Raw genomic sequence first — 15,803 nt, forward strand, 5'->3', positions numbered from 1 at the left:
GGAGTGGTCGTCGCGAGCGTTCACGACGGTGAGGGTGTGGTCGGCGTCGGCGTTCAGGGGAGCCGGAAGTCCCGGTCCGGGCCGTTGCTGCTCGGCGTGCGCCATCACGGGCCCGGGTCGGCGCGGGCCGTGCGGGCGGCGCTGGACGCGGCCCGGCCCCGGGTCGTGCTGATCGAGGGACCGCCGGAGGCCGACGTGCTGATCCCGCTGGCCGCCGAGGAGGACATGCGACCGCCGGTGGCGCTCCTCGCCCATGCCGTGGACGAGCCCGGCCGCTCGGCGTTCTGGCCGCTGGCCGAGTTCTCCCCGGAGTGGGTGGCGATCCGCTGGGCGCTGGAACACGAGGTTCCGGCCCGTTTCATCGACCTGCCGGCCACCCACACCTTGGCGTGGGGCAGAGACGAGGCGGGCGAGGGGCCGGCGGACCGACCGGACGAGCCCGCCGCCGAACCCGCCGCCGAGATGCCGGAGCCGACCGGGTCCGAGGCACCGGACGGTGGGGGCACGGACGGGACGGAGGAGTCCGCCGGCGGGGACACCGCTCCGGGCGACGGGGCCGCCGTTCACGACACCGTCCGTGTCGATCCCCTCGGGGTGCTTGCCGAGGCCGCCGGATACGACGATCCCGAGCGGTGGTGGGAGGACGTCGTCGAGCACCGCGGCGCGGGGCAGGGGGAGGTGTTCGAGCCGTTCACGGTGCTGGAAGAGGCGATGGAGGTGCTGCGGGAGACGTACGGAACCGGCGGCCACGACCGGGACCTCGTGCGGGAGGCGTACATGCGGCTCCAGCTGCGGGCGGCGCAGCGGGAGTTCGGGGACGACGTGGCCGTGGTGTGCGGAGCTTGGCACGTGCCCGCGCTGCGGCGGAGGAGCACGATCGCCGCCGACAAGGCGCTGCTGAAGGGGCTTCCCAAGGTCAAGGCGGACATGACCTGGGTGCCGTGGACGTACCGCAGGCTCTCCCGGCGCAGCGGCTACGGCGCCGGGATCGACTCGCCCGGCTGGTACGGGCACCTGTTCGGCGCGCCGGACCGGCCCGTCGAGCGGTGGCTGACCAAGGTGGCGGGGCTGCTGCGGGACGAGGACCGGATCGTGTCCTCGGCGCACGTCATCGAGGCCGTACGGCTGGCCGAGACGCTCGCGGCGATGCGCGGCCGCCCCCTGCCCGGCCTGAGCGAGACGACCGACGCGGTGCGGGCGGTGATGTGCGAGGGCTCGGACGTGCCGTTGGCGCTGGTGCACGACCGGCTGGTGGTCGGGGACGTCCTGGGGGAGGTGCCGCAGACGGCGCCGGCGGTGCCGTTGCAGCGGGACCTCGACCGCAGCCAGCGGCGGTTGCGGCTCAAACCGGAGGCCCTGGAGCGGGAGTTGGAGCTGGACCTGCGCAAGGAGAACGACGCGGAGCGCAGCAGGCTGCTGCACCGGCTGCGGCTCCTGGGCGTCGCGTGGGGTGAGCCGGCGGCCTCGCGGGGGAGCACGGGCACATTCCGGGAGACGTGGCGACTGCGGTGGGAGCCGGAGCTGTCGGTGCGGGTCGCCGAGGCGGGGGTGTGGGGCACGACCGTGCTCGCCGCCGCCACGGCCAAGGCGGAGTCGGACGCCGTCTCCGCGTCCGGGCTCGCCGACGTCACCGCCCTCGCGGAGCACTGTCTGCTGGCCGAACTCCCGGACGCCCTGCCCACGGTGATGCAGATCCTCGCCGACCGCGCCGCGCTGGACGCGGACGTCGGCCATCTCGCCCAGGCCCTGCCGGCCCTCGTCCGGTCCCTGCGCTACGGCGATGTGCGCGGTACCGACACCGGCGCCCTGACGGAGGTCGCGGCGGGCCTCGCCGAGCGGGTCTTCGTCGGTCTGCCGCCGGCCTGTGCCGCGCTCGACGCGGAGGCGGCGGCGGAGATGCGGAGTCATGTGGACGCGGTGCACGGGGCGGTGGGGCTGCTGGTCGAGGTGGCCGCCCCGGGCCGGGGTGGCGGGGATGACGCGCCCGCTCAGGCTCACCGTGGCCTTCGCGGCCGTTGGCAGGCCGTGCTCAAGGTGTTGTCCCTGCGGGACAGCGTGCCCGGTGTCATTCGGGGACGGGCTGTGCGACTGCTGCTGGACGACGGGGAGTTGGCGCAGGACGAGGCGGCGCGGCTCATGGGACTCGTCCTGTCGCCGGGGACGGAGCCGGCGGACGCGGCCGCGTGGATCGAGGGCTTCGTCGGGGGCGGGTCCGGCGGCGGGATGCTCCTCGTGCACGACGAGCGGCTGCTCGGGCTGGTCGACGCATGGCTGACCGGGGTGTCGGCGGCGGCGTTCACCGATGTGCTGCCGCTGCTGCGGCGCACGTTCTCGGCGTACGAGCCGGGAGTGCGCCGGACCCTGGGCGAACTGGTCCGGCGGGGCCCGGGACCGCGGGGGAGCGCGGCGGGAGCCGCTTCCGGGATACCGGGCTTCGGGGCCGGCCTCGACAGCGACCGGGCCGACGCGGTGCTGCCGGTGGTGCGGCTGCTGCTCGGCCTGGACGACGACCACGACGACGACTTGGCGCACGCCGACGACAACGACCTTGCGGGGGTGGCGGGATGACGACCGAGGTATCGCGGACACCGAGGGGCGGGGCCGACGGGACTGCCGCCGCTGCCGGGGGCGGGCGCTGGGGCGCACCCGGGAACAGGGCGGGGTCCCGGACGAAGCACGGCTCGGTGACGAGCGTGGCCGTGGTCCCGCTCTGGGACCGGTTCCGGACGGGGGTACGGGCATGACGACCGAGCCGAACAACCAGGCGACACCAGCGGCACCGGCGACGCCGAGGACGGCAGAACCGGCCGCGAGTCCGCAGGTGCCGATGAAGGTCCCGGTGCGGCTCCCAGCGGAGGTCCAGGCGATCGCTTCCGGTGCTGCCCCGGCCGACGAGCGGCTGCGGCGGTGGCGGCTTGTGCTGGGCGGGGAGGCGGCCGATGGCACCGGGTGCGCGCTCACTGGGCGGGACGCCGCGATGGACGGGGCGTTGACCGCGCTCTACGGCAGGGGAGACGGGAAGGGGCAGGCGGGGAAGGAGCGTTCGGCGGGGCTCGGGGCCTCGGCTCCGTCCGTGGCGCGGTGGCTGGGGGACATCCGGACGTACTTCCCCTCCTCCGTCGTCCAGGTCATGCAGCGGGACGCCATCGACCGGCTCGGGCTGTCCGCCCTGCTGCTCGAACCGGAGATGCTGGAGGCGGTCGAGGCCGACGTACACCTGGTCGGCACGCTGCTCTCCCTCAACAAGGCGATGCCGGAGACGACGAAGGAGACGGCACGTGCCGTCGTGCGCAAGGTCGTCGAGGACCTGGAGAAGCGGCTCGCCACCCGCACGCGTGCCACGCTCACCGGTGCCCTCGACCGCAGTGCCCGGATCAACAGGCCGCGCCACCACGACATCGACTGGAACCGTACGATCTCGGCCAACCTCAAGCACTACCTGCCGGAGTACCGGACGATCGTGCCGGAGCGGCTCGTCGGCTACGGCCGGGCCTCCCGGTCGGTGAAGAAGGAGGTCGTCCTCTGCATCGACCAGTCGGGGTCGATGGCGGCATCCGTCGTCTACGCGTCCGTGTTCGGGGCGGTGCTGGCGTCCATGCGATCGATCGACACACGGCTCGTCGTCTTCGACACGGCGGTCGTCGACCTCACCGACCAGCTCGACGACCCGGTGGACGTGCTCTTCGGCACGCAGCTCGGCGGTGGCACGGACATCAACCGGGCGCTGGCGTACTGCCAGTCGCAGATCACCCGGCCCGCGGAGACGGTGATGGTGCTGATCAGCGACCTCTACGAGGGCGGTATACGCCACGAGATGCTCAAGCGGGTCGCGGCGATGAAAGCGTCCGGGGTGCAGTTCGTGACGCTGCTCGCGCTGTCGGACGAGGGTGCGCCCGCCTACGACCGGGAACACGCGTCCGCGCTCGCCGCGCTGGGCGCACCGGCCTTCGCCTGCACTCCCGACCTGTTCCCCGAGGTGATGGCGGCGGCCATCGAGAAGCGTCCGCTTCCGATACCTGACCCGGTATGAACCAGGGCCACCCCTTGGTGATTTGTCGACCCGGTGACCTGCGGGTCCGCCCAGCAAAACGGACATGACTACGCATCGGTAACAGGGGACTTGCGCGACCTCGGGCACCCCGTGCAAGGATCGGTTTCTCCAGAGTCTTCACTCTTCCCCTCCCTTTCCCCTTCGCATCGGTTCCGTTTCACTCCGGTTTCGTTTCGCTTCGTTCCGTCGCACGGAAGGACCCGCCCCGTCTTGACCTGGTCAGCAGCCTTTCCCGGTGCCACGGTGCGCATGCTGCGCGCCGTGGTCGGGCGGCGAGCGCTGCACGTGGGTCTGCTGGTGGGCGGGTTGTTCGTGCTCGGGTTCCTCTGCGGGGAGCAGGCGCACGCGGCGGACGGCACCGGGGCGTTGCCGGGGGCGACGGTCGGTCAGCTGGTGAACCAACCGACCGAGCCGACGGCCACCCCCACGGGCGCGGCAAAGGGCGGCGCTCCCCGGCCGGTTGTCGCCGGGCCGACTGCCTCCGAGCCCGACACCGAGCCCAGCACAGACGCTCTCACCCACCCGGACGGCGACAAGGTGCTCCTTCCGGTGACCGAGGGCGTCGTCGGGGCCGTGGTCACCGGTGTCGTGCAGCCGGTCGGAGATCTGGTCGAGACGGTGACCACCGGGTTGACCGAGACGGTCGGGATACCGGCGCAGCCCACGCAACCGGGCTGGCCGACGGTGCCGACGCTCCCGGAGACCCCGTCGTGGCCGACCCTGCCGACAGTGCCGGGTGTGCCCACGGTGCCGGGCCTGCCCGGAACCCCGGGCCAGACCTTGCCCGCGCCCGCGCCGGTCACCTCGGCGCCGCAGCCCCAGCCGGTCGATCACGCGGCGCGGAAGCCGGCCGGTGACGAGGGCTCCGCGGACGGCGGTGCCGGGTTCGGGCCGCGGTTCGCCGGTCACGGCACCGTGACCGTCGCGCGTCACTCCGCCCACCGCGCCACCTCCACCGCCCACGTGCCCTCGCACCAGGCGCCCTCCGACAGCCCGGGCGGCGCCCTGGGCGGCAAGTCGGCACTGGACAACGGATCGTCGCGACACGGCGACGCGCATGCCGTCACCCCCGACCACCGGGCGCCGCTGCGGCTCGTGCCCGGTGCCGCCGCGAGCGTCGACGCGGCCGGGACCCGGGACAGGCACCGGGACATCCCCGTCTTCCCCGGCTAGGGCAGACCTCCCCCCGCCGGCTTGCCGCGCGGGGGTGGAACAGGTCTGCCCCGGCCGTTCGGACACCCCCAGAACTTCTCTGATCTCCGGACGGATCCCCCCTGGAGCCCTGTGGCTCCGGATGTCCCCATGCCTTTCCAGGCTCCCCAAAGATCCAGGGATCTGACGCACTCATGAACAAGAACATCCGCCGTTCCCTCGTCATAGCCGCCGGTGTCACCGGCGCGTGGGCGCTCGGCTCCGCCGCCGCCAGCGCGGACGAGCTCCCGGCCACCTCCCTCGCCGCGACGGACACGGCGTCCGACGCCGCCTCCGACACGAGCACCACCGTCACCGAAACCCTCGGCACGGTCACTGACACCCTCGGCAGCACGGTCGACGGCGTACTCTCCGGCGTCACCACCACCGCCTCCACCGCCACCACCGCCACCACCGCCACCACCGGCACCATCGATCCGACGACCCACCGTCACGCGGACACCAGGACCACCGTCACCCCGCAGGTGTCCAAGGTGAAGGGCGCCGCGGCCATCCAGGGCGCGAAGGCGGCCCGTGCCGAGCGGGCCGAGGCGAAGGCCCACGCCGCCAAGGCATCCGAGGTCGCCGTACCCACCACGCCCGGCACACCCAGCACACCCACCGCCCCCACCCCCCAGCACGGCGTCGACTACCTCTTCGGCCCCCTCTCCGCCTTCGCCCCCGAGGTGGAGCGGGCCCTGGCGGGCGCGCAGACGAAGCTCCAGGGCGTCCAGACGGCGGCGCGTGCCCAGGCGCAGGGCGTCGACGGCGTCGTACGGACGAAGAAGCAGCACACCCTCGCGGGCGCGGGCCGCACCGCCACGGGCACGGCCGACGCGGCGCAGGCCACGTTCACCGCGGCGCGGGCCCGGATCGCCGATGTCCCCGGCGCCGTGACGCCCGCCGTGGACCAGACGGTCGCCGTCGTCGTGCCGCCCGTCGTGACGGCCACCGTGGATGGCGCGGTCCCCGTCGCCACGCATGCGGTGGACGGGGTTGTGCCGCTCGCAGAAGGGTTCGCCCCCGCCGTCGGGCGGACCGTGGGCGGAGTGCCCCCGGTCGCCACCGGCGCGGTGGCCGGCGTGACGCCGGTCGCCGGAGGAACCGTGAGTGCGGTCGCCCAGACCGCCGGGCACACCGTTGGCGCGGCGACCGCGCTGGCGTACGGCGTCGTCGGGGACGTGTCCCCGGTCGTGGGCGACGTCGCCGAGGGCGTGCGGCCCGTGGTCGGCGGAGCGGTCGCCGGGGTCGGCGGCATCCAGGACGGCGTGGCCGCGTACGCCACCGGCACGGTCGCCGGTGTGCTCCCGGTCGCCGACGGTGTCGTCACCGACGTGCCGCCCTACGCCACCGGCCTCGTCGGACAGGTCGCCCAGGACACCACCGGCGCCGTGCTGCCCCCAGTCGTGAACACCGCCGTGCACGGCGTGGTGCCGGTCGCCGGGCAGGCCGTCGCGGACGCGAGCACCCTGGCGTACGGCGTCACGCAGGACGTCCGGCCCTTCGCGGCCGGAGCCGTCGGGGACGTCCCGCCGCTCGCGTACGGGGTGGCGGGCCACTCGACCCAGCTGGCGTACGGCGTCACGGGCGAGGTCCCGGCCTTCGCGCACGGTGTCACCGGGGCCGTCCGGCCCGTCGTGGACACCGTCAACCGGACGGTCGAGCCGGTCGTCGACAGCGCCACGGCGCTCGCGTACGGCGTGACGGGCGACGTCACGCCCTTCGCGCACGGCGTCGTCGGCGAGGCCGCCCCGGTCGTGGGCCAGGTCGGCCCCTTCGCCGGCGACCTGACCAGGACCGTCCAGGACACCGCGGGACCGCTCGCCGGGCACGCCGTCACCGGCGTCCAGAGCGTTGCGGAGTCCGTCACCCCGGGCTACGCGCAGGACCTCCCGTACCGCGCCTGACCACCTCCCACCCATCGACTTCGTGAGGTGACGGGCTCCGGACGGCCGAAAGCCGTCGGTCTGTCCTGCCGGAACCTCACGGACAGGGCGAAGAGGTCCCCATTGGGGTGGGGATCTACCGCCCGGGCCCCTTGAAGAACGTGGAGAAGGGGCTGTACAAGGGGCCTCACCGGGACAACCCCACCCCGGTGAGGCCCTCCCCACGAGCTCACACACGGCACGCCGTGCCAGTGAGCGAGGCATCATGTGACAGGTATCACCGCTCAGGTGTGACCCTCGATTTAGGGGCCTCCGGCAAGCAGCGATAACCTGCGAGACGGACATGCCGCGCGCTCGGACACCGTGTGCGCCTCCCTTGTGACAGACAGCGGTCGGACGTCACGTTGCCCTCGCGGCACGCCCACGCAGACAACGAACCGCGAGATCACTGATAGGGACGGAAGCGCGTGGACCTGTTCGAGTACCAGGCGAGGGACCTCTTCGCCAAGCACGATGTACCGGTGCTGGCCGGTGAAGTCATCGACACGCCTGAGGCGGCCCGCGCAGCCACCGAGCGCCTCGGTGGCAAGTCCGTCGTCAAGGCTCAGGTGAAGGTCGGCGGCCGTGGCAAGGCGGGTGGCGTCAAGCTCGCCGCCTCCGCCGACGAGGCGGTCGAGCACGCGACCAACATCCTCGGCATGGACATCAAGGGCCACACGGTCCACAAGGTGATGATCGCCGAGACGGCTCCGGAGATCGTGGAGGAGTACTACGTCTCCTTCCTCCTGGACCGGGCCAACCGCACCTTCCTCTCCATCGCGTCCGTCGAGGGCGGCATGGAGATCGAGGAGGTGGCGGAGACCCGCCCCGAGGCCGTCGCCAAGACGCCGATCGACGCCAACGTCGGTGTGACCCCCGAGGTCGCCCGCCAGATCGTCGAGGCCGCGAAGTTCCCGGCGGAGGTGGCCGACAAGGTCGCGAACGTCCTCGTCACCCTGTGGAAGACCTTTGTCGAGGAGGACGCCCTCCTGGTCGAGGTCAACCCGCTGGCCAAGGTCGCCTCCGGCGAGGTCATCGCCCTCGACGGCAAGGTCTCCCTGGACGAGAACGCCGAGTTCCGTCAGCCGGGGCACGAGGCCCTCCAGGACAAGGACTCCGCGAACCCGCTGGAGGCCGCCGCCAAGGAGAAGAACCTCAACTACGTCAAGCTCGACGGCGAGGTCGGCATCATCGGCAACGGCGCGGGTCTCGTCATGAGCACCCTGGACGTCGTCGCGTACGCCGGTGAGGCGCACGGTGGCGTCAAGCCCGCCAACTTCCTCGACATCGGCGGTGGCGCCTCCGCCGCCGTCATGGCGAACGGCCTGGAGATCATCCTCGGCGACCCGGACGTCAAGTCCGTCTTCGTCAACGTCTTCGGCGGCATCACCGCGTGCGACGAGGTCGCCAACGGCATCGTGCAGGCGCTGCAGCTGCTCGCGGACAAGGGCGAGGACGTCACCAAGCCCCTCGTCGTCCGCCTCGACGGCAACAACGCCGAGCTGGGTCGCAAGATCCTCTCCGACGCCAACCACCCGCTGGTCCAGCGCGTGGACACCATGGACGGCGCGGCCGACAAGGCCGCCGAGCTCGCGGCTGCGAAGTAAGGAAGAGGGACAGACACAGCCATGGCTATCTTCCTCAACAAGGACAGCAAGGTCATCGTCCAGGGCATGACCGGTGCCACGGGCATGAAGCACACCAAGCTCATGCTGGCGGACGGCACCAACATCGTCGGTGGCGTGAACCCCCGTAAGGCGGGCACCTCGGTCGACATCGACGGCACCGAGATCCCGGTCTTCGGCACCGTCGCCGAGGCGATCGAGAAGACGGGCGCGAACGTGTCCGTCCTCTTCGTGCCGCCGGCCTTCGCCAAGGCGGCCGTCGTCGAGGCCATCGACGCCGAGATCCCGCTCGCGGTCGTCATCACCGAGGGCATCGCGGTCCACGACTCGGCCGCGTTCTACGCGTACGCCGTGTCCCAGGGCAACAAGACCCGGATCATCGGCCCGAACTGCCCCGGTCTCATCACCCCGGGCCAGTCGAACGCCGGCATCATCCCGGGCGACATCACCAAGCCGGGCCGCATCGGTCTGGTCTCGAAGTCCGGCACGCTGACGTACCAGATGATGTACGAGCTCCGTGACATCGGCTTCTCCTCCGCCGTCGGCATCGGTGGCGACCCGATCATCGGCACCACGCACATCGACGCGCTCGCCGCGTTCGAGGCCGACCCCGACACCGACCTGATCGTGATGATCGGTGAGATCGGCGGCGACGCCGAGGAGCGCGCGGCCGCGTTCATCAAGGAGAACGTGACCAAGCCGGTCGTCGGCTACGTCGCGGGCTTCACCGCGCCCGAGGGCAAGACCATGGGCCACGCCGGCGCCATCGTCTCCGGCTCCTCCGGCACGGCCGCCGCGAAGAAGGAGGCCCTTGAGGCCGCCGGCGTCAAGGTCGGCAAGACGCCGACCGAGACGGCGAAGCTGGCGCGGGAGATCCTCGCCGGCTGAACAGGCATCGACTGAACGTCGGTGGGCTCGCTCCGTGGGTTGGGGCGGGCCCATCGGCGCGTTACGGGGGGCCGGGTCGGCTCGTCGGGAACTGCGCGACCAGCCTCCACAGGTCCGCAGTCAACGACCGAGCGGTACCAGCCTCTCCGGTCCGCTCGTCGCCGATTCCCGCAGCTTCTCCCGCAGACCCTCCTCCGCCTCCGACAACGCACCCCGCCCCACCCGCGGCGGCACCCCCTGAACCTCCGCCCCCGGAGGCACCGGTGGCTCGTAGTGCGTCGGAGCCGTCCGCAGCGTCAGTGCCGTCGTGCCGATCAGCGCCACCGTGAACGCGATCGCCGCCCGGGTCCAGAAGCGTGCCCGGCGCTCGCTCCCGGTGCGCACCGCGGGCGGCTGCGCGGCCCGCAGCCGCTGTGTGGAGGCCAGCAGGGCCAGGCGCTCGTGCAGGTCGGACGGGTCCGCCAGGTCGGGCAGCCGGGCCGCGATCGCCGCGCGCGCGTTCATCAAGCGGTACGCCGTCGCCGGGGTGCTCGCCTCCGTCTCCGCCGCCGTCTCCGGAAGGTCGAGGCCCACACCGTCGTACAGGAGGAGCGTGCGCCGCTGTGGTGGCGGGAGTTCCAGGAGTACGGCCATCAGCGCGCGGTCGGGCGGGTCGGCGACGGGTGGGTCGGGGTTGCGGTGGCGGGGGCGCAGGCGGTGCCAGGGCGACAGGGCGTACTCGTACGCCACGATCCGGACCCAGCCCGGCGGATCCCGGTCCACGGCCACCTCGGGCCAGCGCTGCCAGGCGAGTTGGAAGGCCCGTTCGACCGACTCGCGGGCGAGTTCGCGGCGGCCGGTGAGCAGGTAGGTCTGCCGGACGAGGGCGGGCGCGCAGAACGTGTACAGCGCGTCGAAGGCCTGAGCCGGTGTCAGGGGGGCGGCCGGGAGCTCCTCGTGCTCCTGCTGAGCGGCCGTCAGCTCACCGGTCGCGCCAGCCCCTTGTGCGACCTGATCCCGCGTCACAGGGCGCCCCTTCGTGCGAAAAAGTACATAGTCATATATTGAGCGACACATCGGGGGTTCGCCTGTTACGACGAGAAAGCGCGTGTCGTTGGGAGCATGGCGGGCGTGATCCAGATGACCGCTCGCCGCACCTCGTTGTCGCCCCTGCTCACCCGGTTGCGCGACCGGACGCCCGGCCTGGCCGCCAGCCTCCTGGGCGGTGCGGTGGCCGCCGGGCTGGGGCTCGGTTCGTTCGCCGTGCTCGTGATCGTGCTGTGGATCAGTTCGCCGTACCCCGACAGCGGTCCGGGCGGCGCGCTGCACGTGGCCGCGGCGCTGTGGCTGCTCGCGCACGGGGCCGAACTGGTCCGGACGGACACGCTCTCCGGTGTTCCGGCCCCCGTCGGCGTCACCCCGCTGCTGCTGCTCGTGCTGCCGTTGTGGCTGGTGCACCGGGCGGCGCGGGACGTGGCGTCCGGCGACGAGGAGCCGCCGCAGGCGTCCGGGCGGACGGCATGGACGGGGGTCGTGCTCGGGTACCTCGCGGTCGGCGCCGCCGTCGCGCTGTACGCGTCCGGCGGGGCGCTGCGGCCCTCGTGGACGTGGACCTGTGCGGGCCTGCCGGTCGTCGTCATGGGCGCGGCCGGCGCGGGGGTGTGGACGGCGTACGGCCGTCCCGCCGAGGCCCTGGACGACGTTCTCGTGCTGCTGCCCGCCGGGGTGCGGCGCCTTGTCCTCGGGGCGGCGGCACGGGCACGGCTGTCCGCGGCGGCACGAGCCGCGGGGGCCGGGCTCTGCGTGCTCCTCGGGGGTGGCGCGGTGCTGCTCGCGGTGTCGCTGGTGGCGCACGGCGGTGCGACGCGGGGGTCGTTCTTCCAGCTGACGGAGGGGTGGTCGGGACGGTTCGCCGTCCTGCTGCTGTGTCTGACGCTGGTGCCGAACGCGGCGGTATGGGCGGTGGGGTACGCCGCCGGACCCGGGTTCGTCCTGGGCGCGGGGCATGTCGTGGGGCCGCTGTCGTCGGATCCCGCGCCGCTGCTGCCGCCGTTTCCGCTGCTGGCGGCGGTGCCCGAGGCCGGGGCCGGCGGGCCGGCGCACTGGGCGGCGGGGGCCGTCCCGGTGGTGGCCGGGGTGGTGGTGGGCTGCTTCGTGGGGCGGGCCGCAGACGCGGGATGGTCGCGGGGCCGGACGGCGGGCGCGGTGGTGTGGGCGGCGGTGCTGTGCGCGGGTGCGGTCGCCGTACTGGCGGCACTGGCCGGCGGACCGATCGGGGTGGGTGTGCTGGCCCGGTTCGGGCCGGTGTGGTGGCAGGTCGGAGCGGCGGTGGTCGGATGGATCACGGCGGTGGGTGTGCCCGTGGCGCTGGCGGTACGGGCCTGGCGGGGCCGGACCAGGGGCGGGCTGCGGGCGCGGTTGTCCTCGGCGCGGGCCTTGTTCCACCGGCGGAAGAAGGCGGAGGAGCCCGAGGCCGGACCCGTGGAGACACCCGCCCCGCAGGACGTCGCGGCCTACGACCAGGGCGGCGCCCATGGCCAGGATCCCGCCTACGACCAGGACGACGCCTTCGAGCCGTACGGCTGTCTGCCCCCCGCGCCCTCGACGCAGCCGGTGCCCTCGTCGACGCCCTGGTACGAGGACGCACTCCGCGAGACCCGCTGGGCGGCGCTGAAGGAGGCGTCCACACCACTGGAGGAGCCCGCCGAGCACTCCCCGGCCGCCGCCGAGAACCCCCCGGCCACCGACTGACCCCGGCCCCGGCCCCCGCCCCCGGCGTCAGCCGTTCGTGCTCAGAAAGCCCCGGAGTTCCTTCGGGAGGAGGTCGGTGCAGGACTTCTCCGCGGCGTTGGTGAGGGCGTCGTTGGCGCAGGTGTAGTAGTCGCTGTAGACGAGTCTCGCGGTGAAGCTCGCGGCGACCAGGACGATGGCCAGGGACGCCGTGACCAGGCCGCTGATGGCCGCGGTGGACTGGGGGCGGGCCGACTGGGGCGGGGCGGGGGTGTCGGGGTCCGCGGTGCGGGGCTTGGCACGCAGGGCGCTGATGCCCCAGTACAGGGCCAGCGCGCCCAGCAGCAGGCTCATGTACGGCCAGCCGAACAGGACGAAGAAGAAGGCCCACATGCCGCAGAGCAGGGCGTAGCGCGCACGGCGCTGCGAGGGGTCCGTCGGGTCCCAGCGCTGACCCGGTCCGGCGCTGCCCTGCCCCTCCGCGCCGCCACCGGGTGCCGCGCCCGGGCGCTCGCCGAAGCCGCCGTCGGAGCGGCCCGGCTGGCGGTCGCTCCACTGGCTGCCCCACGGGGTCCGGGCGCCGCTGTCACCTTGGTCCGCGCCGCCCTCGCCCCCGTCGCCGTCCGAGCCCTCGGGGCGACGTGGCTGCCACGGCCGGTCCGGGGTGCCCTCCGGCGGCGGGGCGAAGGGGTTGTCGTCCTCGGCCGTACCGCCCTGCCCCTGGCCGTGCCTCCGGCCGGACTTCTTCTCGCCGGACTTCTTCGCGGACGACGGGGCGTCCGGCGGCGAGGCGGGCTGCTCCCGCCGCAGCATGCCGCTGCGCTCCCCTTCCTGCACCGACTGCTGGGGGAGCGTAAGGAGTCGCAGGCTGCGGTCCGACATCAAGTGAGCGTCTTCCCCTTGAAGGATGTGGCTTGCCATGGCTTATGTGGATCGAACGGTTCGGTGGGCCCTCGGCGCGAGCCTCATCCCGTGAACGCACCACGCACCACCCGCGTTCCCGGACCGGTCCCTCGCAGACGCTACCTTCCGGCCACGCCCCCGTCCCGTGGGGGCCTCCCGGTGTGCCGGTATCGTTGCTGACGTTCGGCCGCTTCGTAGACTTCCCCGTATCCCGGGGCTCGAAGCATTCGTACGACCGTACAAACGCTCCCCCGAGAAAGGGCCCCCGCCGTGGCCGCCAAGCCCGTGGCCGAGCAGGCCAGGCCGGTCCAGCGCCTGGTCGTGCTGGTCTCCGGATCCGGTACGAACCTCCAGGCGCTGCTGGACGCCATCGCGGCGACCGGCACCGAGGCCTACGGCGCCGAGATCGTGGCCGTCGGGGCCGACCGGGAGAACATCGAGGGGCTCGCGCGGGCCGAGCGGGCCGGGCTGCCGACCTTCGTGTGCAAGGTCAAGGACTTCGGGGCCCGCGAGGAGTGGGACGCCGCCCTCGCCGAGGCCGTCTCCGCGTACGAACCCGACCTCGTGGTGTCCGCCGGGTTCATGAAGATCGTGGGCAAGGAGTTCCTCGCGCGCTTCGGCGGGCGGTTCGTGAACACCCATCCCGCTCTGCTGCCCAGTTTTCCGGGGGCCCACGGAGTGCGCGACGCGCTCGCGTACGGAGCCAGGGTCACCGGCTGCACCGTCCACTTCGTCGACGACGGCGTCGACACCGGACCGATCATCGCCCAGGGCGTGGTGGAGATCCGGGACGAGGACGACGAGAGCGCTCTGCACGAGCGCATCAAGGAAGTCGAGCGAAGGCTGCTCGTCGAGGTCGTGGGGCGGCTCGCCCGCAACGGCTATCGCATTGAGGGACGAAAGGTAGTTATCCAGTGACCGCCGAGAGCATCGAGAGCGGCAAGCGGGCCATCCGTCGCGCGCTCGTCAGCGTCTACGACAAGACCGGGCTCGAGGAGCTTGCCCGCGGGCTGCACGAGGCCGGCGTCGAACTCGTCTCCACCGGGTCCACCGCGGGCCGTATCGCCGCCGCCGGGGTCCCCGTCACCAAGGTCGAGGAGCTCACCGGCTTCCCCGAGTGCCTGGACGGCCGCGTCAAGACCCTGCACCCGCGCGTGCACGCCGGGATCCTCGCCGACCTGCGGCTCGACAGCCACCGCGAGCAGCTGGCGGAGCTCGGGGTCGAGCCCTTCGACCTCGTCGTCGTCAACCTCTACCCGTTCCGCGAGACCGTCGCCTCCGGTGCCACCCCCGACGAGTGCGTCGAGCAGATCGACATCGGCGGCCCGTCCATGGTGCGCGCCGCCGCCAAGAACCACCCGTCGGTCGCTGTCGTCACCAGCCCCGAGCGGTACGCCGACGTCCTGACCGCGGTCAAGGACGGCGGGTTCGACCTGACCTCCCGCAAGCGGCTCGCCGCCGAGGCCTTCCGGCACACCGCCGAGTACGACATCGCGGTCGCGAGCTGGTTCGCCAGCGCCTACGCGCCCACGGACGACTCGCCGTTCCCCGAGTTCATCGCCGCCGCCCTGGAGCGCAAGAGCACCCTGCGCTACGGCGAGAACCCGCACCAGCCCGCCGCGCTCTACGTCGACGGCACCGGTGTCGGTCTCGCCGAGGCGGAGCAGCTGCACGGCAAGGAGATGTCGTACAACAACTACACGGACACGGACGCCGCCCGCCGTGCCGCGTACGACTACACCGAGCCGGCCGTCGCGATCATCAAGCACGCCAACCCCTGCGGCATCGCGGTCGGCGCGGACGTCGCCGAGGCGCACCGCAAGGCACACGCGTGTGACCCGCTGTCGGCGTTCGGCGGTGTGATCGCGGTGAACCGTCCGGTCTCCAAGGAGATGGCCGAGCAGGTCGCCGAGATCTTCACCGAGGTCATCGTCGCGCCCGACTACGAGGACGGCGCCCTCGAAGCCCTCGCCAAGAAGAAGAACATCCGCGTCCTGAAGGCCCCGGCCGCGCCCGCGCACCCCGCTGAGGTCAAGCCCATCGACGGCGGCGCGCTCCTCCAGATCACCGACCGCCTCCAGGCCGAGGGCGACGACCCGGCGAACTGGACCCTGGCGACCGGCGAGGCCCTGAGCGCGGACGAGCTCGGCGAGCTGGCCTTCGCCTGGCGGGCCTGCCGGGCCGTCAAGTCCAACGCCATCCTCCTCGCCAAGGGCGGCGCCTCGGTCGGCGTCGGCATGGGACAGGTCAACCGCGTCGACTCCGCGAAGCTCGCCGTCGAGCGGGCCGGTGCCGAGCGCGCGCAGGGCTCGTACGCCGCCTCGGACGCCTTCTTCCCGTTCCCGGACGGACTGGAGGTCCTCCTGGAGGCCGGGGTGAAGGCGGTCGTCCAGCCGGGCGGCTCGGTCCGTGACGAACTCGTCGTCGAGGCCGCCAAGAAGGCCGGCGTCACGATGTACTTCACGGGGACGCGGCACTTCTTCCACTGACGGAACACCGACCTGGGCGGCG

Annotated in this window: 11 protein-coding genes; 9 read left to right on the forward strand and 2 right to left on the reverse strand. The window is 72.9% G+C overall.

Annotation, left to right across the window (positions count from 1 at the left end; genetic code table 11):
• Nucleotides 1-36: 36 nt before the first annotated feature.
• The 6 genes from H293_RS0114735 to sucD all read left to right on the forward strand — a co-directional run bounded on the left by H293_RS0114735 (nt 37) and on the right by sucD (nt 9,680).
• The gene (locus H293_RS0114735) at nt 37-2,568 is read left to right on the forward strand and encodes a DUF5682 family protein (protein WP_051138107.1); all 2,532 of its coding nucleotides are present in this window, start codon (nt 37-39) and stop codon (nt 2,566-2,568) included.
• Nucleotides 2,569-2,827: 259 nt separating this feature from the next.
• Complete coding sequence (locus H293_RS0114740; protein ID WP_020118632.1) at nt 2,828-4,030, forward strand: vWA domain-containing protein; 1,203 nt, start codon at nt 2,828-2,830, stop codon at nt 4,028-4,030.
• Nucleotides 4,031-4,261: 231 nt separating this feature from the next.
• Complete coding sequence (locus H293_RS0114745; protein ID WP_028807852.1) at nt 4,262-5,224, forward strand: hypothetical protein; 963 nt, start codon at nt 4,262-4,264, stop codon at nt 5,222-5,224.
• Between the two features lie 173 nt (nt 5,225-5,397).
• A complete protein-coding gene (locus H293_RS60105) occupies nt 5,398-7,149 on the forward strand; it encodes a hypothetical protein (RefSeq protein ID WP_020118633.1) in 1,752 nt (583 codons plus the stop codon).
• 446 nt (nt 7,150-7,595) lie between these two features.
• Nucleotides 7,596-8,774 carry an ADP-forming succinate--CoA ligase subunit beta gene (sucC, locus tag H293_RS0114755; protein ID WP_020118634.1) on the forward strand — a complete coding sequence of 393 codons (1,179 nt, stop codon included), beginning with the start codon at nt 7,596-7,598 and terminating at the stop codon, nt 8,772-8,774.
• Between the two features lie 21 nt (nt 8,775-8,795).
• Nucleotides 8,796-9,680 carry a succinate--CoA ligase subunit alpha gene (gene sucD, locus H293_RS0114760; protein ID WP_020118635.1) on the forward strand — a complete coding sequence of 295 codons (885 nt, stop codon included), beginning with the start codon at nt 8,796-8,798 and terminating at the stop codon, nt 9,678-9,680.
• Nucleotides 9,681-9,800: 120 nt separating this feature from the next.
• On the opposite strand, the gene H293_RS0114765 is transcribed toward sucD, so the two are convergent.
• Nucleotides 9,801-10,685: an RNA polymerase sigma factor gene (locus H293_RS0114765; protein ID WP_020118636.1), complete on the reverse strand. Its 885-nt coding sequence runs from the start codon at nt 10,683-10,685 to the stop codon at nt 9,801-9,803.
• Between the two features lie 96 nt (nt 10,686-10,781).
• Between H293_RS0114765 and H293_RS0114770 the strand changes: the two genes are divergently transcribed.
• The gene (locus H293_RS0114770; RefSeq protein ID WP_020118637.1) at nt 10,782-12,410 is read left to right on the forward strand and encodes a cell division protein PerM; all 1,629 of its coding nucleotides are present in this window, start codon (nt 10,782-10,784) and stop codon (nt 12,408-12,410) included.
• Between the two features lie 27 nt (nt 12,411-12,437).
• Here H293_RS0114770 and H293_RS0114775 read toward each other — a convergent pair whose 3' ends face one another.
• Nucleotides 12,438-13,271: a hypothetical protein gene (locus H293_RS0114775; protein ID WP_028807853.1), complete on the reverse strand. Its 834-nt coding sequence runs from the start codon at nt 13,269-13,271 to the stop codon at nt 12,438-12,440.
• Between the two features lie 291 nt (nt 13,272-13,562).
• Between H293_RS0114775 and purN the strand changes: the two genes are divergently transcribed.
• Together purN and purH are read left to right on the forward strand one after the other, a co-directional pair.
• Nucleotides 13,563-14,210 carry a phosphoribosylglycinamide formyltransferase gene (purN, locus tag H293_RS0114780; protein WP_020118639.1) on the forward strand — a complete coding sequence of 216 codons (648 nt, stop codon included), beginning with the start codon at nt 13,563-13,565 and terminating at the stop codon, nt 14,208-14,210.
• Complete coding sequence (purH, locus tag H293_RS0114785; RefSeq protein ID WP_020118640.1) at nt 14,207-15,781, forward strand: bifunctional phosphoribosylaminoimidazolecarboxamide formyltransferase/IMP cyclohydrolase; 1,575 nt, start codon at nt 14,207-14,209, stop codon at nt 15,779-15,781. Before purN ends, purH begins: the two co-directional genes overlap by 4 nt.
• Nucleotides 15,782-15,803 lie beyond the last annotated feature (22 nt).

Origin of the sequence: Streptomyces canus 299MFChir4.1, assembly GCF_000383615.1 — a bacterium.
Lineage (GTDB): Bacteria > Actinomycetota > Actinomycetes > Streptomycetales > Streptomycetaceae > Streptomyces > Streptomyces canus_C.